An 18653-nucleotide genomic window follows, 5' to 3' on the forward strand; every position below is an offset into this window, starting at 1 on the left:
ACTCGGGTAACTATCTAAAGCTTTTCAATTCAATTATTATACCATTTTTGTAGTGAGACATTCACTATCCTGCTTGAATACAAACAAAAGCATCAAAAAAATAACAACCTATAAAGTAGGTTGTTATTTTTTCACTTACTGATGTTTAGAGTCTTCTTCTGCTACACCTTGCTTATAGCTTAATTGTTCAGCATTAATTTCTTCTAAAGCACAGCCTACAAACTTATAAGAAACCGGCTTTTCAATCGGCGTATCATTGTGAAGCTGTAATTGACGAGCACGTTTTGCAGCTACTGTCACAAGCGTGTACTTAGAATCTAATTTTTCCATTAGAGAATCAATTGATGGATAAAGCATGTTTATTCTACCTCCAGCATTCTTTTATAGCGCGCAGAAATACGATCACGACGGCAGTGTTCAGCCGTTACGATAGCACGGATGCGAGCACAAGCATTTTCTACTTTGTCATTTTCTACAACATAATCGTAGGCGTCCATAAGTTCAATTTCTTCTTTTGCCACGCGCATACGGTTATTGATTAAGTCTTCTGTTTCAGTACCGCGGTTTACGATACGACTTTTAAGCTCTGATAAACTCGGCGGTGCCAAGAAGATGAACAAACCTTCTGGAAATGCTTCTTTCACTTGAAGAGCACCTTGCACTTCAATTTCTAGAAATACGTCTTTTCCTTCAGATAACGTTTGTTCTACATAATCAACCGGGGTACCGTAGTAATTGCCTACGTATTCAGCCCACTCTAATAATTTCTTGTTTTCAATCATGCGCTCAAACTCTTCGCGTGGTTTGAAGAAATAGTCAACGCCGTCTACTTCACCTTCGCGGGGCTTTCTTGTTGTTGCAGAGATAGAATACTGCAATTTAATGTCTTCTTGCTCAAACAATGCTTTTCGTACCGTTCCTTTTCCAACACCTGATGGTCCGGAAAGAACAATTAATAAACCTCTTTCAATCATCGGTTCAAGTGACCTACCCTTCTAATAATTCTTCTTTGTTTATAAGTCGCTGCGACACAGTTTCTGGCTGTACAGGAGCTAAAATAACATGATCGCTATCCATAACAATAACAGATCGTGTTTTGCGTCCTTGCGTTGCATCTATTAAAGAGCCTCGATCTTTTGCATCTTGAATAATGCGTTTGATTGGAGCTGATTCAGGATGAACGACAGAGATTATACGATTAGAAGAAATAAAATTCCCAAATCCAACGTTCACTAATTTACCGCTCATAAGAAGCCTCCTGCTATACCAATATAATCTTTATCTTCCACGAAGGCTATTCAATATTTTGAACTTGCTCTTTTATGCGTTCTAATTGTGCTTTCATACTAATAACATACTGAGCAATAGTACCATTGTTTGCCTTCGCACCGATTGTATTCATTTCACGATTCAGCTCTTGAACAAGAAAATCCAGCTTGCGTCCTACTGAATCAGGTGTATTTAATGCTTGAATAAATTGTGATACATGACTTTGAATTCGCGTAAGTTCTTCGCTAATATCTGCTTTTTCAGCAAAAATAGCTACTTCAGTCAGCACTCGCTGCTCATCGAAAGTACCTTCTAAATAGTCGCTCAGCTTTCTTTTAATACGCTCGCGATATTGTTCAGCAACTTCAGGAGCAAGCTGTGTGATTTTTTCGCGAATGTCTTGAATATCCTGTAAGTATCCCATTAAATCGTGGTACAGCTCTGATCCCTCTCGTTTCCGCATATCCACTAACTGATGAACAGCAGCTTCAACGGCTTCAAAGATTGCACCATGAATACTCGTCTGATCAGCTTCTTCTTCATAAGTTGTCATCACTTCAGGCATGTGTAAAATGTCTCGAATTTGAACAGATTGTGATAGCCCGTGCTTTTCTTTCACTTGCTGCAATGCATTCATGTATTCATCAAGCAGCTGCCAATCCGTCTGCAGTTTCTTTTTTGCCATTTCTTCACCTGAAATAGTAACAAATACTTCTACTCTACCACGTTTTATGTATGTTTGAACGATTTTTTTTATTTTATCTTCAATTTCAATTAATTGTCTTGGCATACGGATAACAATTTCACAAAAACGATGATTAACAGACTTCATTTCCACTGTTACTGATCGATTTTCCACTTCCGCTTTTCCGCGGCCAAAACCAGTCATACTTTTTATCATTATCATCACATCCACTATGTACATCTTACATAAAAAGTATCATAAAAGAAAGTGTTAGCAAAAAAAAGAAATCTCTCTTCTTTATTCAACCTGTAAAGGCTGCCTTCATGAGTTTTCTCATTTGGGACAGCCTGTATTAAAGTATAGCACAATTTATGAAGGTTTTCTTGTTAAAAGTGAACCAGCAAGTAAAAAAGTTGGAAGGCTTGCAAGTCCTAAAATAACGAGCCATTCCCGCGGTGCAATGGCCATTGTATGGAAAATAGGCTGCAGCGGCGGATAGTAGATGGCCACCAGCATAAGGATAATAGATGAAATAACAGCTCCTACAAGATATAAGTTCTGAAATGGATTCCGATCAAAAATTGATTTTTCACTTCGGCAGTCAAATACGTGAATAAGCTGTGCCATGACAAGCGTGGCAAATGCAATCGTCTGAGCATACTGCAGCCGATCTGGATCATTGTCGTAGACAATCATGAACGCAGCAAGTGTAGCAGCTCCAATTAAAAATCCACGGCTGACTACTTTCCATCCTAATCCTCTTGCAAAGATACCTTCGCGCGGATGCCTTGGATGGCGCTTCATCACGTTGTCCTCTGGCTGGTCTAAGCCAAGAGCCATCGCAGGCAAACCGTCTGTTACTAAGTTTACCCATAGTATCTGAATCGGCACTAGCGGAAGCGGAAGTGCTAAAATCATCGCAAAGAGCATAACTAAAATTTCTCCTACATTTGATGCAAGCAAGTAACGGATAAACTTCCGAATATTTTCATAGATATTTCGCCCTTCTTTGATCGCTGATTTAATAGTGGCAAAATTATCATCAAGCAAAACGAGCGAAGACGCTTCTTTTGCTACATCTGTCCCGGTGATGCCCATCGCAATGCCTATGTCTGCTGCTTTAATAGCCGGTGCGTCATTTACGCCGTCGCCCGTCATCGCTACAATGTGATCTTTTGCTTGAAGAGCTTTAACAATTTTAAGCTTATGCTCAGGTGATACCCTCGCATATACATAAACATCATCTACTACTTCTTCTAGCTCTTCCTGCGTCATTTTGGATAAATCCGTTCCTTCCAAGACTTGACCGTTTTTCGGTAAAATTCCGAGCTGTTTTGCAATCGCCTGTGCTGTAATAACATGGTCCCCTGTAATCATAACGGTTTTGATGCCTGCGTCTCGGCATTCTTTGACCGCTTGCTTGACCTCTGGTCTTGGCGGATCAATCATTCCTTGAAGCCCGAGGAAAGTCAGGTCTTTTTCTGCTTCCTTCTCTGTATGAACACTCTCATGGTCTCCTAACGGCCGATAAGCAATAGCAATGGTTCGAAGCGCTTGGCTAGCTAACTGATCAATCGCTCCTTTTACTTCATTATGAACCGTTACCGACAGCGTTTGTTGTCTGCTTTCCCACAGAACATTTTTGCTGTTTATAAGCAGCACATCCGGAGCACCTTTTGTTATAACATAGCGCTTATGAGATGCGTCTTCAATGACTACACTCATCATTTTACGCGTTGAATCAAATGGAAACTCTTCAATAATCGTAAACTGTTTTTGAATGTTTTCTTTTGTCAGCCCTGCTTTCATCGCGGCAACAAGCAAAGCCGCTTCAGTAGGGTCCCCGTCGATAACATATTCTTTATCTTTTCTCGAAATGGACGTTTGATTGCAAAGCAGACCAAACACCAAAAGCTGCTGCAGCGGTTTTTCACTCCGTGTATCCACTTCTCTTTCCTCTCGTGAAAATATGCCAGTAGGTTCATACCCTGTCCCTGATACTCTCCACGTCATCCCTCCCGACCAGAGGTGAGTAACCGTCATTTTATTTTGCGTTAATGTGCCCGTTTTGTCTGAGCAAATGACTGACGCGCACCCTAGTGTCTCAACAGCAGGAAGTTTGCGAACAATGGATCTTTGCTTAATCATGCGCTGTACACCAAGAGATAGCGCTACGGTTACGATGGCAGGAAGACCTTCGGGTATGGCAGCAACAGCTAAGGACACTCCCGCTAAGAACATACTGTATAAATCATGGCCTTGCAGCACACCAATACCGACAACTAATACAGTAAGTGCAAGAGCTACAACGATTAAAATTTTGCCTAATTGCTCTAATTTCCGTTGAAGAGGAGTAATCATGGCTTCAGCATTTTGAAGTAAATCAGCAATTTGTCCCATTGCTGTTTTCATTCCAATCCCTACAACGATACCTGTTCCGCTTCCTCGCGTTACAAGGGTACCCATGAACGCCATATTGTCCTGATCTCCAAGCGGTACTTCATCTCCTGACAATGCTTTTATTTGCTTAGCAACAGGCAAAGACTCTCCCGTAAGCGCTGATTCTTCAATTTCTAGACTTTTGGCTTCCATAATCCGAACGTCAGCTCCGATACGGTCTCCGCTCGAAAACTTTACAATGTCTCCTACTACCAGCTCTTTAGATGGTAACTTAACCCACTTCCCTTCACGCATGGCTGCTACTTGAGGAGCAGAAAGCTCTTTTAATGCATGAAGAGATTTCTCTGCTTTTCTTTCTTGGAAGAACCCTAAAAATCCATTAATTACCACAATGGCAATAATAGCAATCGCATCGATGTATTCTCCTAAAAGCCCTGAAATAAGCGTGGCAGCTAGTAAAACCAGTACCATAAAATCTTTAAACTGCTCTAGAAACACAAGAATGGCTGGTTTTTTCTCTCCTTCAGTCAATTCATTAAACCCTTGTTGCTGCTGACGTGCTTTTACTTCTTTGTGTGTAAGACCATGCTGCCTGTCTGTTTTTGTTACTTCTACTATTGCTTTTTCACCTAATTCATACCATTTCATTGCATCTTTTCACACCCTTTTATTTGTAAATGCACCTATTAGATTGTTACAATCTTATATCGTATGCTTATTCAGACTCGTCCTAAAAAATGCTATACTTTTCTATAGGACAATTTTCAATTACTTAAGGATGTGAGCACTATGTCATTTGATGGTATTTTTACATATGGCATTTTACAAGAATTATCTGAGACCTTGGTTTCAGGACGAATTTCAAAAATATATCAGCCGTTTCCAAACGAGTTGATTTTACAAGTACGCGCTAAAGGTGAAAACCGCAAACTTTTAATCTCAGCTCACCCTAACTATTCACGCGTTCATTTTACAAATGAGCCCTATGAAAATCCATCTGAGCCTCCTATGTTTTGTATGCTTCTTCGCAAACATTTAGAAGGAAGCATTATTGAACAAGTGTATCAGCTTGGATTAGACCGCATTTTAGTCATTGAAACAAAAGGACGAAATGAAATCGGCGACGTGACGTACAAGCAGCTTATTATTGAAATCATGGGAAGACATAGTAATGTTGTACTGGTAGATAAAGAAAAACAAACGATTATCGACAGTATTAAGCATGTTCCAATGGCCTTGAACAGGCACCGTACGCTTCTACCCGGAGCTCCTTACGTACTGCCTCCTAGCCAAGATAAGCTTCATCCATTTGAAGCCGATGAAGAAACGGTGGTTAAAAAAATCGATTTTAATAGCGGAAAGTTAGCCAGTCAGCTAGTGCAGACCTTCTCGGGGCTTTCTCCTTTAATTGCAAATGAAGTGGTGTTTCGCTCTGGCTTAGCGAATCGTTCTACCCTTCCAAAATCATTTGTCGAAACCATGACGCTGATCAAAGAAGGTCAGTTTACACCGACTCTGACAACCGTTAATCAAAAAGACTATTTTTATTTACTGGAATTAACGCATTTAGAGGGTACGAAAAAAACGTATGCAACCATCAGCGAGCTTCTTGACCGCTATTACTACGGGAAAGCAGAACGAGATCGTGTAAAGCAGCAAGCGCATGATTTAGTACAGTTTATTTCCACTGAGAAAAAGAAAAATGAGAAAAAAATAAAGAAACTTGAGCAAACGCTGCAAAATGCAGAAAAAGCATCTGATTATCAGCTAGCCGGTGAACTCCTTACGGCAAATTTACACCTTGTCAAAAAAGGAGATGCGAAAGTGAATGTTATTAATTATTATGATGAAAATAGCGGTACACTTACGATTTCATTAGATCCGCAAAAATCACCGTCTCAAAATGCTCAAAGCTATTTTACAAAGTATCAAAAAGCGAAAAATTCCGTTTCGATTGTAATCGAACAAATTGAAAAAGCAAACGAAGAAGTACAGTATTTTGAATCGCTTATTCAGCAAATGGATACCGCTTCTCACAAAGACATTGCAGAGATTCGCGAAGAGCTTGTGGAAGAAGGATATTTGCGCAACCGTCAGCAAAAACAAGCAAAAAAACAAAAGAACACAACTCCTTCACTTGAACAATATGTTTCAAGCGACGGCACGACGATTTTAGTTGGAAAAAACAATAAGCAAAATGAGTATTTAACAAATCGCCTTGCTGCTCGTGATGACGTTTGGTTTCATACGAAAGATATACCGGGTTCTCACGTTGTTATTCGCAGCCAAGAGCCTTCAGAAGAAACAATTTTAGAAGCGGCTCACCTTGCTGCTTACTTTAGTAAAGCCAAGAATTCAAGTTCGGTACCAGTGGACTATACAAAAATTCGCCACGTAAAAAAACCAAGCGGTGCTAAACCTGGTTTTGTGACGTACGATAATCAGCAAACGGTGTACGTAACGCCTAGCGAAGAACTTGTACTGAAGCTGCGTCAGTCATAATAAAAACCCCCTTTCTATATAAAATATAGAAAGGGGTTTTTTTTAGTTTAATTCATCCATGAAGGATCTGAAGGATTTTCACGCCATTTAAATAGCTTTTCCATCGCTGCTTCTTCAATGTATCCCGCTTCGTTTGCCGCCTCTACTAGCGTAGAGTAGTCTGTTAAAGAATAAACTTGAAGTTCTTTTTCTTTAAACAGCTGACGAGCTTTTTCCAGCTCATATGTAAAGATAGAAACAACTCCCAGTACTTCACAACCCTGCGCTTTTAATGCGTCGACTGCGGTAAACACACTTCCGCCAGTTGAAATCAAATCTTCAATCACAACTACTTTTTGACCTTTTGTTACTTTTCCTTCAATTTGGTTTCCTTGACCATGTTCTTTTGCTTTGCTTCGCACATAGCACATTGGAAGCTCTAGCGCTTCACTTACCCATGCTGCATGAGGAATGCCAGCTGTAGCTGTACCAGCAATCACTTCTGCATTGGCAAAATACGTTTTAATTAAATGCTGCAGACCTTTTGCAATTTCTTTTCGCACTTTTGGGTAGCTAAGCGTTAGACGGTTGTCACAATAAATAGGCGACTTAATTCCAGAGGCCCACGTAAACGGATCGTTCGGTTGAAGGCTGACTGCCTCAATATCAATTAATTGTTTTGCAATTTCTTTTCGTAGTTTTGTCATCGCGTAATACGCTCCCCTTTCCACTGCTGTAACATCTCATAATATGCTTTAAGCGGGTCTTTTGCTTTAGTAATAGAACGTCCAACCACAATGGCACTTGAGCCATATTCTCTCGCTAGCTGAGGCGTTGCTACGCGGACTTGGTCATCTACTGAATCTGCGCCCATACGAATACCCGGCGTTACGGTCAAAAAGTCCTCTCCTGCTGCTTTTCGAATCGAAGGCACTTCATGAGTAGAACATACAACGCCGTCTAGTCCGCTTTTTTTAGCAAGCGCTGCATAATGCGTAACCACTTCTTGCATCGAGTGGGTAATGAGCTGCTGCTCTTTTAGCATTTCATCCGATGTACTCGTTAGCTGAGTAACCGCAATACAATCCGGACGCTTTTTGCCAGCAGCGGTTCCTAAGTCAAGTCCTTCAACGGCTGCTTGCATCATATTCGTTCCGCCGGCTGCGTGAACGTTAACCAAATCCACTTCAAGAGAAGCCAAAGACTTCATTCCTTGCTTTACCGTATTTGGAATATCATGAAGCTTTAAGTCTAAGAAAATCTGGTGGTTTTGCTCTTTTAATGCAGAAATAATGGATAGCCCTTCTTTATAAAACAGTTCCATGCCTACTTTCACAAATAATGACTCTTGTTGAAAAGGCATTAAAAACTGCTGTACATCGTTAATTGATGAAAAATCAAGAGCAATGATTAACGGTTGCTTCACGCTTTTTCCAGCTCCTTCCGATACATTCTGAAACATGCTCGTACCCTAATGATGCTAATAGCCTTGGCAGTTCGTCAATGATGGTTGGGCATACATACGGATCAACAAAGTTTGCTGTACCAACCGCTACTGCACTTGCACCTGCATATAAGAATTCAAGTGCATCTTCAGCATTCGTCACTCCGCCCATACCGATAATTGGAATGTTTACTTTTTGGCTCACTTCATACACCATTCGAATCGCTACCGGTTTAATTGAAGGTCCTGACAGTCCGCCTGTGCCGTTCGCTAAAACTGGCTGCGCTGTTTTCAAATCCAGACGCATCCCGAGAAGCGTATTGATCATCGTTAAGCCATCCGCTCCAGCTTCTTCAACAGCCATTGCCATGTCTACAATATTGGATACGTTTGGTGATAGTTTAACATAAACTGGAACATTTGAAACATCTTTTACTGCTTTTGTTAAACGAGCAGCGATGACAGGATCTACGCCAAACGCAATTCCGCCTTCCTTTACGTTAGGACATGAAATATTCAATTCAAGTGCTTTCACATTTGATACGGTTGAAATCTGTTTTGCCACGTGCACATATTCTTCAATTGAAGCGCCGGCTACGTTCGCGATAATCGGCACATCATATTGCTGAAGCCAAACGAGCTCTTCATTCATTACTTTTTCTAGCCCAGGATTTTGTAATCCAATCGCATTTAACATTCCTGCAGATGTTTCCGCTACGCGAGGAGTTGGATTGCCAAAACGAGTTTCAGCAGTAGTCGCTTTAATCATAATGGCTCCAAGTGCATCAAGTGAATAAAATTGAGCATACTCACGCCCAAATCCAAAGCAGCCGGATGCTGGCATAATTGGATTTTTCAAATCTAACCCTGGCAATGTCGTTTTTAGCATACTCATAGAAGCACCTCCCCTGCTTGAAAGACGGGACCGTCGCTGCAGATTTTTTTATACGCCGTAGAATCTTCACTTTCCCTGCATACACATGCAAAGCAAGCGCCGATTCCACAGCCCATTCTTTCTTCTAAAGAAATGTAAAGCGGCTTGTTTGTATAATTATTTTCTAGTGCTTTTAACATCGGAGTTGGACCGCATGAAAACATAACGTCATATGAAAATTGATGCTCGTCAATCACCGTTGTGACAAAACCTTTTGTTCCGTAAGAGCCGTCTACCGTTGCAATATATGTTTCTCCTAAAGCTAAAAACTCTCGTTCATAAAATACGTCTGCTTTTGATTGAAAACCTAGGACGTGAATAACCTGCACGCCTTTTTCACGAAGTCTTTTTGAAAGCTCATAGAGCGGAGGCACTCCAATGCCTCCCCCTACTAATAAAGCCGTTTGACCCGACTCTATCGCATCTAATGGAAAACCGTGGCCAAGGGGACCTAACACGTCAATCGACTGTCCGGCTTGTTTTTCAGCGAGCAGCGATGTTCCCGCCCCTTCTGCACGGTAAATCATCGTAAACTGTTCGTGCGTTTGGTCAATTTCTGCAATACTGATTGGTCTGCGAAGCAGTGGCAAATAGTCGTTGTTGACGCGGATATGCACAAACTGCCCCGGCTCATTCATGAAACGAACAAGCTCGCCTTGAAGGGTTAATTCATATACATTGTGTGTTAACGGTCGCTGACTGACGACTTGCATCATTTCATGTTTGATCATACGGTTGTCACCTCTTTGGTTGGACGAACTTTTTTCATTGGCGTTGTATGGAAGCTGATCGTTTCAAGCACTCGTAAAATTGCTTCTGCTGTATCAAGTGATGTTAAGCAAGGTACGCCATTTTCAACTGCTTCACGGCGAATTTTAAATCCGTCACGCGCAGGCTGTTTTCCTTTTGTTAGCGTGTTGATGACCAGCTGCGCTTCACCTTTTCGTATCACATCTAAAAGATTGTGATCTTCATGATGAATTTTATTTACTATTTTTACGCGAATGTCTTCTTTTGTAAACGTTGAAGCTGTTCCTTCCGTTGCAATCACTTGGTAGCCAATATTAGCAAAGCGCTTTGCTAACGCTGTTGCCTCTTCTTTATCTTTATCCGCTACTGTCATAAGTACTGAACCGTACGGCTTAATGGACATACCTGACGCAATTAGTCCTTTATATAATGCTTTTTCGTACGTTGAATCTTGCCCCATTACTTCTCCAGTAGATTTCATTTCAGGTCCAAGCGTAATATCTACGCGGCGCAGCTTTGCAAATGAGAAGACCGGCACTTTTACGTAGACGCCTTCTTCTTCAGGGTGCATGCCTGATTCATAGCCAAGATCTTTTAAACTTGTTCCTAAAATGACTTTTGTTGCCACATTCGCCATCGGAATACGCGTGATTTTACTTAAGAACGGCACCGTACGGCTTGAACGAGGATTTACTTCAAGAACAAACACTTCTCCTTTTGATAAGACGAACTGAATGTTAAGCAGTCCAATAATGTTTAAGCCTTTTGCAATTCGTGTTGTGTAATCAATGATTGTATCTTTTACGTCCTGTGACAGAGTTTGCGGTGGATATACAGCGATGGAGTCGCCTGAGTGGACACCCGCGCGCTCTACATGCTCCATGATCCCTGGAATAACCACTGTTTCACCGTCTGAAATGGCATCGACTTCAATTTCTTTTCCCGTTAAGTAGCGGTCGATTAATACAGGATGATCAGCGTGTACTTTCACCGCGTGTTTCATATAATGAAGCAGCTCTTCTTCTTTATACACAATTTCCATCGCGCGTCCGCCCAGTACGTACGAAGGACGTACAAGCACCGGATAACCAATTTCTTTTGCGACAACCACTGCTTCTTCAACTGAAGTAACCGTCTTTCCAAGCGGCTGAGGTACTTCTAAACGCGCTAGCGTCGCTTCGAATTTTTTACGGTCTTCCGCTGCATCTAAGCTTTCAAGCGACGTACCTAAGATCTTGACCCCTCTTGCTTCTAGCTCATCCGCTAAGTTGATTGCTGTTTGACCACCGAACTGTACAACTACACCTTCTGGTTTTTCTAAATCGATGATATGCATCACATCTTCAATCGTCAGCGGCTCGAAGTATAATTTATCTGAAATACTGAAGTCAGTTGATACTGTTTCTGGATTGTTATTGACAATAATCGCTTCGTATCCAGCTTCTTTAATCGCCCACACCGAGTGAACCGTTGCATAGTCAAACTCAATTCCTTGCCCGATGCGGATCGGACCTGATCCTAACACTACAACGCTTTTACGATCTGTAACAATCGATTCATTTTCATCTTCAAATGTACCGTAGAAATATGGTGTTGTAGATTCAAATTCTGCTGCACATGTATCTACCGTTTTGTATACTGGCATCACGCCATTTTGTTTGCGGAAGTCATATACTTCACGCTCTGTTTGTTTCCATAGCTTAGCAATCGTGCAGTCTGCAAATCCCATTTCTTTTGCTTCCTGTAAAACTTCTACGTTATGAATCTCTTCTTTTAACACATTTTCAAAAGCAATCACTTTTTCAAGTTTTACGAGGAAGAAAAGATCGATTTTGCTCCACTCGTGAATTTGCTGAATTGTTACGCCGCGGCGAATGGCTTCTGCGATGTAGAATAATCGCTCATCGCCAGCCTTGCGAATACGTTTTTCAATAATGGCATCATCAAATTCATGCGCATCTTTCAGCTCTAAGTGATGAACGTTTGACTCAAGTGAGCGTACGGCTTTTAAAATTGACTCTTCGAACGTGCGGCCAATTGCCATTACTTCCCCTGTTGCCTTCATCTGTGTACCTAGTTTACGGTTAGCTGATTCAAATTTATCAAACGGCCAGCGTGGAATTTTAGATACGATGTAATCTAGTGCCGGTTCGAAACATGCGTATGTCTTCCCAGTTACCGGGTTCATCATTTCATCTAATGTTAAGCCTACCGCAATTTTTGCTGCTAATTTTGCAATTGGATACCCTGTTGCTTTTGATGCTAAAGCCGATGAGCGGCTTACACGAGGGTTTACTTCAATTACGTAATACTGGAAGCTTTCTGGATCTAGTGCTAGCTGAACGTTACATCCGCCTTCGATTTTAAGCGCTCGGATAATTGTTAGTGACGCATTTCTAAGCAGCTGATACTCACGGTCGCTTAGCGTTTGGCTTGGTGCTACAACAATTGAATCTCCCGTATGAATACCGACCGGGTCAAAGTTTTCCATATTACATACTACGATCGCATTATCGTTTGCATCGCGCATTACTTCATATTCAATTTCTTTAAAGCCTGCAATGCTTTTCTCAAGTAAGCACTGTGTTACAGGACTGTGTTTTAATCCACTTGTTACAATTTCAATCAGCTCTTGCTCGTTGTCACAAATTCCGCCTCCCGTACCGCCAAGCGTATAAGCAGGACGCACAATTACCGGATAGTTTACTTGTTCAACAAACGCATATGCTTCGTCTAGCGAATGAATGATTTCACTTGCTGGGACAGGCTGATTTAGTTCATTCATTAATGAACGGAACTGCTCACGGTCTTCAGCTTGTTCAATCGCCGATAATTTTGTCCCGAGAATTTCTACATTAAATTCTTCTAAAATGCCTGTTTCATGTAATTCTACCGCTAAGTTCAGCCCCGTTTGACCGCCAAGCGTTGGAAGCAGTGCATCCGGGCGTTCTTTACGAATAATTGAGCTTACAAATTCAACCGTTAGAGGTTCAATATATACTTTGTCTGCCATTTCTGAATCTGTCATGATTGTTGCAGGATTGGAGTTTACAAGAATAACTTTGTATCCTTCTTCTTTTAACGCAATACATGCTTGCGCTCCTGCATAGTCAAACTCTGCCGCCTGTCCGATGACGATTGGTCCTGATCCGATTACGAGAATTGTGTTAATATCTTGACGTTTTGGCATTAGCAATTACCTACTTTCTGATTGTTTTTCATAAGATCCATAAATTCGTTGAACAATCCGTTTGCATCTTCAGGTCCCGGTGATGCTTCAGGGTGATATTGAACCGTAAATGCCGGATATTCTTTGTGCTTTACTCCTTCAACTGTTCCATCGTTAAGCGCAACGTGTGTCACTTCTAATGGCGTGTTGACAAGAGATGGCTCACACACTGTATAGCCGTGGTTTTGAGATGTAAGAGCTACTTTATTAGTTTTTAGATCCTTTACAGGATGGTTGGATCCACGATGACCAAATTTCATTTTTTCTGTATCTGCTCCGCATGCTAGGGCAAACAGCTGATGTCCTAAACAAATTCCAAAAAGCGGAACCTTCCCTAAAACCCCTTGAATCATCTCGATTGCTTCAGGTACATCTTTTGGGTCTCCAGGTCCGTTGCTTAACATGATGCCATCTGGATTTAATTGAAGAATTTCTTGCGCAGTTACGTTATAAGGAACCACAATCACGTCGCATTGACGAGCTGTTAATTCACGTAAAATTCCGTGTTTCATTCCAAAGTCAACGAGTACCACTTTTTTACCTCTGCCTGGGCTTGGGTACGGCTTCACCGTTGATACTTTTTTAACTGAATCCGTCGGAAGTTCATGATTTTGAAGCTGTGCTACCACTTCTTCTACATTGACTTCCATGCTGCACACGCGTCCGCGAAGCGCACCGTGCTGACGAATTTTTCGCGTTAATTTTCGCGTGTCGATTCCAGCTAATCCTGGAATATCTTTTTGTTTTAAAAATTCATCTACTGATAGTTCACTTCTGAAGTTTGAAGGAGCATCACAAATTTCTTTTACAATCAAACCGTGTACAGCTGGTTCAATCGACTCAAAGTCATCGCGGTTAATACCGTAGTTTCCGATTAAAGGATATGTTAATGTCACAATTTGTGCACAGTATGATGGATCAGATAGAATTTCTTGATATCCTGTCATTCCCGTGTTGAAAACAACTTCTCCTGTCATTTCTTTGTCGCTGCCGAATCCTTTTCCGATAAATACTGTTCCATCTTCTAAAATTAGTTGACGTTGCATGCTTTAACATCCTCCCATACTCGTTTACCTTCTACTAATGTCATTACCGGCCAACCTTTGCATACCCAGTTAGCAAACGGCGTGTTTTTACCTTTGGATACAAATTCTTCTGGATTAATTGCTTTTTCTGTTTCAAGATCAATGATGGTTAAATCCGCTGTTTTCCCCACTTCAATCGTGCCATAAGGAAGATTGAATGTTTCAGCCGGCTTGTTTGTTAAATACGATACTAGCTGCTCTAGCGTCATCACTTCTTTTAATACCAAGTTTGTATAAAGAAGCGGGAAAGCTGTTTCAAGTCCCACAATCCCAAAAGGCGCAAGCTCCATGCCTTCTGCTTTTTCGTCCGCTGTGTGCGGTGCGTGATCAGTGGCGATAAAATCAAGCGTTCCGTCTAATAAAGCTTCAATTAATGCCTGTTGATCATCTTTTCCTCGAAGGGGCGGATTCATTTTGAAATTCGAATCAAGTCCCGGGATATCTTCTTCATTTAGTAACAGATGATGAGGCGTTACTTCTGCGGTTACGCGAATCCCTGCTTTTTTCGCATCACGAATGGCGCGAATGGATTCCTTTGTACTTACGTGACACACATGATAGTGACAGTTTGCTGCTTCAGCAAGCAGGACATCTCGTGCAATTTGAACGGCTTCGCAGATAGAAGGGATACCGTTTAGTCCATGTTCTTTTGCGAATTTCCCGTCGTGTACGCAGCCTTTGTTAATTAAATCATTATCTTCACAGTGTGCAACGATTGCTTTGTTCAATGAAGCGGCTTTTTTCATCGCTTCTAGCATCATTCCTGTCGACTGAACCCCTACTCCATCATCTGTAAAAGCAAATGCTCCCGCTTCTTTTAAGCCTTCAAAGTCCGTTAGTTCTTTTCCCAATTGACGAGTAGTAATTGATGCGTACGGCAATACGCGCACATGTGCTGTTTCTTCAATGCGCTTGTTTACCCACTCCATTTGTTCAACAGTATCAGGAACTGGACGAGTATTGGGCATTGCAGCAATTGCTGTAAAACCGCCCTTTGCAGCTGCTAGAGTACCTGTTTCAATCGTTTCTTTCTTTTCTCCTCCTGGCTCACGCAAGTGAACGTGAACATCGATTAAACCCGGTGATAAGAAGTTCCCGCCTGCATCAATGACTTCTTCATTCTGTACGTCAATGTGTGAAGCTATTTCAGCAATTACACCATTTTCAATTTTCAGTTCGACTTTTTCAATTTTCCCTTCATTTAACCATGTAGCATTTTTGATAATTGTTGTCATTATTAAGTCCCCTTTCAATTGGTTGTAGCGCTCTTGCTAATACTGCCATGCGAATGTACACGCCATTTTGCATTTGTTTAAAAATTCTTGAGCGTTCACATTCAACGAGCTCATCTGCAATTTCGACTCCTCTGTTCACAGGAGCTGGATGAAGAATAATGCTATGTGATTTCATTTTTCGCTCTCGTTCAACGGTTAATCCGAAGCGGCTATGGTAGTTTTGTGCAAGCTCTGAAGTGTTCTCTTCATGCCTTTCAAATTGAATACGCAGTAGCATCACAACATCGACCGTTTCGATTGCTTCATCGATATCAAGATATGTACCGTGTCTGTTCTCTTCATCTTTCCATTCTTCAGGTCCCGCAAAATATACGGTCGCCCCTAGTTTTGTCAGCATTTCAGCATTCGATCTCGCTACGCGGCTATGTCGCAAATCTCCGACTATTGCGACTTTTAATCCTTTAAACGAGCCGAACTCTTGGCGAATCGTCAGTAGATCAAGCAGACACTGAGTTGGATGCTGACCGCATCCGTCTCCTGCATTAATGATGGGAATCGATACTTTTTCCTGCAGTGCTTCATAATAACGATCTTGCGGGTGGCGAATAACAACTGACTGAACGCCGATTGAAGCTAATGTTTCAATCGTGTCATAAAGCGTTTCTCCTTTTTGGACGCTTGAAGTTGTTACTTCAAACGGAATTGTTGTTAATCCTAGCTGCTGTTCTGCCATTTCAAAGCTGCATCGAGTACGCGTGCTCGCTTCAAAAAATAAGTTGGCAACAAACATTTTCTCTTCCGGTTTCCATCCTTGTTTATTCGTTCGATAGTTTTCAGCGCTGTCTAAAATCTCTAGAATTTCATTTGTTTCTAGTGTTGAGACTGTCACTAAATGTTTCATATCGATTCCCTCCATTTTTGCTTTCCTCGCATTTCTTTATAAAAAACACCCTTTCTAACTTAGAAAGGGTGTAAGAAAACAAGCTTCGTCTATAACGCGCTTTTTACACACCCTTAGAAACCTCTCTGGACTTCAATTAAAAGGCGTTCTATGAAATTTTTCGTGCTGACGTTTGTTGAACGTTTTCTGCTTCTTTTATCTTCTCTTTCGGCAGAACTAGATTCAGCAGAACTCCCATGATAGCAGACAGGGCCATGCTATCAATCTTTACATGTTCCGAGATATCTAAGTGTGCTCCTCCGATTCCTAACACTAAGATAATCGAAGCAATCATTAAGTTTCGTTTTGATCCAAGGTCTACCTTTGCATCCACCATCATACGCAAGCCTGATGAAGCAATGATTCCGAATAAGAGAATTGAAATCCCGCCCATGACCGGCGTTGGTATACTTGAAATAAGAGCGTTAATTTTGCCGACAAACCCGAACAAAATCGCGAAGACTGCTGCTCCTGCTATTACAAATACGCTAAGCACCTTTGTGATGGCTAACACTCCGATGTTCTCACCGTATGTTGTATTTGGAGGTCCGCCGATCAGCGCAGCAAGCATAGTGGCTACTCCGTCTCCTAAAATCGATCTGTGCAGCCCTGGCTTTTCAATATAGTTTCGATCCACAATCTTATTTAAGACAAGAATGTGTCCGATATGTTCTGAGAGTGTTACGACTGCTACAGGTACCATGATAAGCACAATCCCTAATGAAATGGAGGGCGTGTATGTGACGAACGGCACGTAGAAGTGAGGTATTTCAATCCACTCTGCTTTCACTACCTTTGAAAAGTCTACCAATCCTTGTGTATAAGCGAAGATGTATCCGCCGATAATTCCCATCAGTACCGGAATCAGACTGATAATGTTTTTAAAGAAGATTGAGCAAGCCACTGTTATCGCTAGTGTCACAAGCGCAACCATCAGGTAAGTTAAGCTGTAATTTCCTTTTGCATCGTTCATAGCCATGCCTACTGCTGTATTAGCTAATCCTAAGCCTATAACCATAATAACTGGTCCTACTACAACCGGAGGAAGCAGCTTCATAATCCAATTAATTCCTGTTCCTTTTATAATCAAAGCAACGATTCCATACACAAGTCCGGCTAAGAAACAGCCAACCATCGTTTCTTCAGGTCCAAACGAAGCTTTTGCGAAAATGATTGGCGTGATGAACGCGAACGATGAACCAAGGTAAGAAGGAATTTGACCTCTTGTAATGAGCAGGAAAGCAAGCGTTCCTACCCCGCTTGAAATCAAAGCAATTGCCGGGCTGAATCCCACTAGGAACGGCACTAGCACCGTCGACCCAAACATTGCAAACAAATGCTGCAGACTCAATGTTAACCAATTTACTGCTTTTGGTTTATCATGTATATCAAGTACAAAATCTCGTTGTTGACTCATATGTTTTTCCTCCTATCACTATTAAAAAACCTCTTTACGCAGAGGCAAAGAGGTTTTCAGCATACAAGGAAGACGCTATACCGCAGTATAGTTTTCCTTGTATAGTGACCCCCCTTTTGCAGCCTCACGGGACTACTATTTAAAAGGGTATATAATTTATTTTTCGTAAATAGACACGTGGTCTTTTTCGTCTACTTCCATCAAATGCACCGCAATTTTTTCACTTTTAGCTGTCGGTACGTTTTTACCAACATAGTCTGCTCGAATCGGCAGCTCGCGGTGTCCTCTATCCACTAAAACAGCCAGCTGAATGAGTTCCGGTCGACCGATATCAATCAGTGCATCAAGTGCTGCTCGAACCGTACGGCCCGTATATAACACATCGTCTACTAAGATGACGTTCTTATTTGCAATATCTGTCGGAATATCTGATCCTTTTACGAGAGGCTCGTCATTGCTTGTCACTTTCGATAAATCATCCCGGTAAAGCGTGATGTCTAGTTCTCCGACTGGCAATGTGTTTCCTTCAATTTGTGCAATTCGTTCTGCTAAACGTTTTGCGATATAAATACCTCGCGTTTTAATCCCCACTAGCACACAATTTTCGATTCCTTTATTCTTTTCAATAATCTCATGTGCAATTCGAGTTAAAGCGCGGCGGATAGCCTGTTCGTCAAGTACGGTAGCTTTTACGTTCACTGTTTTTCACCTCAAGTTGTTGACATAAAAAAATCCTCTTGCCTTGAGGCAAGAGGATTTGGTTTTAGACATATTTCTTCAAAAA

16 protein-coding genes are annotated in these 18653 nt (G+C 41.5%); 1 reads left to right on the plus strand and 15 read right to left on the minus strand.

Features of this window, described 5'->3' with window-relative positions; translation table 11 throughout:
• Nucleotides 1-135 precede the first annotated feature (135 nt).
• The 5 genes from rpoZ to N178_RS02450 all read right to left on the minus strand — a co-directional run bounded on the left by rpoZ (nt 136) and on the right by N178_RS02450 (nt 5002).
• Complete coding sequence (gene rpoZ, locus N178_RS02430) at nt 136-357, minus strand: DNA-directed RNA polymerase subunit omega (RefSeq protein WP_013058926.1); 222 nt, start codon at nt 355-357, stop codon at nt 136-138.
• Between the two features lie 2 nt (nt 358-359).
• Nucleotides 360-974 carry a guanylate kinase gene (gene gmk / locus N178_RS02435; RefSeq protein WP_013058927.1) on the minus strand — a complete coding sequence of 205 codons (615 nt, stop codon included), beginning with the start codon at nt 972-974 and terminating at the stop codon, nt 360-362.
• A gap of 13 nt (nt 975-987) precedes the next feature.
• On the minus strand, nt 988-1248 hold the full coding sequence (locus N178_RS02440) for a DUF370 domain-containing protein (protein WP_013084831.1): 261 nt from the start codon (nt 1246-1248) through the stop codon (nt 988-990).
• A gap of 46 nt (nt 1249-1294) precedes the next feature.
• Entirely contained in the window at nt 1295-2170 is an 876-nt protein-coding gene (locus N178_RS02445; RefSeq protein WP_045290193.1) for a YicC/YloC family endoribonuclease, read from the minus strand.
• 153 nt (nt 2171-2323) lie between these two features.
• Nucleotides 2324-5002 carry a cation-translocating P-type ATPase gene (locus N178_RS02450; protein ID WP_045290195.1) on the minus strand — a complete coding sequence of 893 codons (2679 nt, stop codon included), beginning with the start codon at nt 5000-5002 and terminating at the stop codon, nt 2324-2326.
• 141 nt (nt 5003-5143) lie between these two features.
• On the opposite strand from N178_RS02450, the gene N178_RS02455 reads away from it, so the two are divergent.
• Nucleotides 5144-6856: an Rqc2 family fibronectin-binding protein gene (locus N178_RS02455; protein ID WP_045290197.1), complete on the plus strand. Its 1713-nt coding sequence runs from the start codon at nt 5144-5146 to the stop codon at nt 6854-6856.
• 47 nt (nt 6857-6903) lie between these two features.
• On the opposite strand, the gene pyrE is transcribed toward N178_RS02455, so the two are convergent.
• From pyrE to pyrR, 10 genes are all read right to left on the minus strand, one after another.
• On the minus strand, nt 6904-7542 hold the full coding sequence (pyrE, locus tag N178_RS02460; protein WP_045290198.1) for an orotate phosphoribosyltransferase: 639 nt from the start codon (nt 7540-7542) through the stop codon (nt 6904-6906).
• Entirely contained in the window at nt 7539-8261 is a 723-nt protein-coding gene (gene pyrF, locus N178_RS02465) for an orotidine-5'-phosphate decarboxylase (RefSeq protein WP_028411462.1), read from the minus strand. The genes pyrE and pyrF overlap by 4 nt, the downstream gene beginning before the upstream one ends.
• Complete coding sequence (locus N178_RS02470; RefSeq protein ID WP_045290200.1) at nt 8233-9174, minus strand: dihydroorotate dehydrogenase; 942 nt, start codon at nt 9172-9174, stop codon at nt 8233-8235. Before N178_RS02470 ends, pyrF begins: the two co-directional genes overlap by 29 nt.
• Nucleotides 9171-9944 (minus strand): dihydroorotate dehydrogenase electron transfer subunit, encoded by a 774-nt coding sequence (locus tag N178_RS02475; protein ID WP_034265289.1) that lies wholly within the window; start codon nt 9942-9944, stop codon nt 9171-9173. The genes N178_RS02470 and N178_RS02475 overlap by 4 nt, the downstream gene beginning before the upstream one ends.
• Entirely contained in the window at nt 9941-13153 is a 3213-nt protein-coding gene (gene carB / locus N178_RS02480; RefSeq protein ID WP_045290203.1) for a carbamoyl-phosphate synthase large subunit, read from the minus strand. The genes N178_RS02475 and carB overlap by 4 nt, the downstream gene beginning before the upstream one ends.
• Nucleotides 13153-14238, minus strand: coding sequence for a carbamoyl phosphate synthase small subunit (locus N178_RS02485; RefSeq protein WP_028411464.1), 1086 nt, complete (start codon nt 14236-14238; stop codon nt 13153-13155). The genes carB and N178_RS02485 overlap by 1 nt, the downstream gene beginning before the upstream one ends.
• Nucleotides 14223-15512 (minus strand): dihydroorotase, encoded by a 1290-nt coding sequence (locus N178_RS02490; RefSeq protein ID WP_045290205.1) that lies wholly within the window; start codon nt 15510-15512, stop codon nt 14223-14225. The genes N178_RS02485 and N178_RS02490 overlap by 16 nt, the downstream gene beginning before the upstream one ends.
• Nucleotides 15475-16413, minus strand: a complete 939-nt coding sequence (locus N178_RS02495) for an aspartate carbamoyltransferase catalytic subunit (protein WP_013058938.1) — start codon at nt 16411-16413, stop codon at nt 15475-15477. The genes N178_RS02490 and N178_RS02495 overlap by 38 nt, the downstream gene beginning before the upstream one ends.
• A gap of 148 nt (nt 16414-16561) precedes the next feature.
• Nucleotides 16562-17869 (minus strand): uracil-xanthine permease family protein, encoded by a 1308-nt coding sequence (locus N178_RS02500; protein WP_045290206.1) that lies wholly within the window; start codon nt 17867-17869, stop codon nt 16562-16564.
• A 156-nt stretch (nt 17870-18025) separates the two neighbouring features.
• Entirely contained in the window at nt 18026-18568 is a 543-nt protein-coding gene (pyrR, locus tag N178_RS02505) for a bifunctional pyr operon transcriptional regulator/uracil phosphoribosyltransferase PyrR (RefSeq protein WP_013058940.1), read from the minus strand.
• Nucleotides 18569-18653 lie beyond the last annotated feature (85 nt).

It is taken from the genome of Priestia aryabhattai B8W22, assembly GCF_000956595.1.
GTDB lineage: Bacteria > Bacillota > Bacilli > Bacillales > Bacillaceae_H > Priestia > Priestia aryabhattai.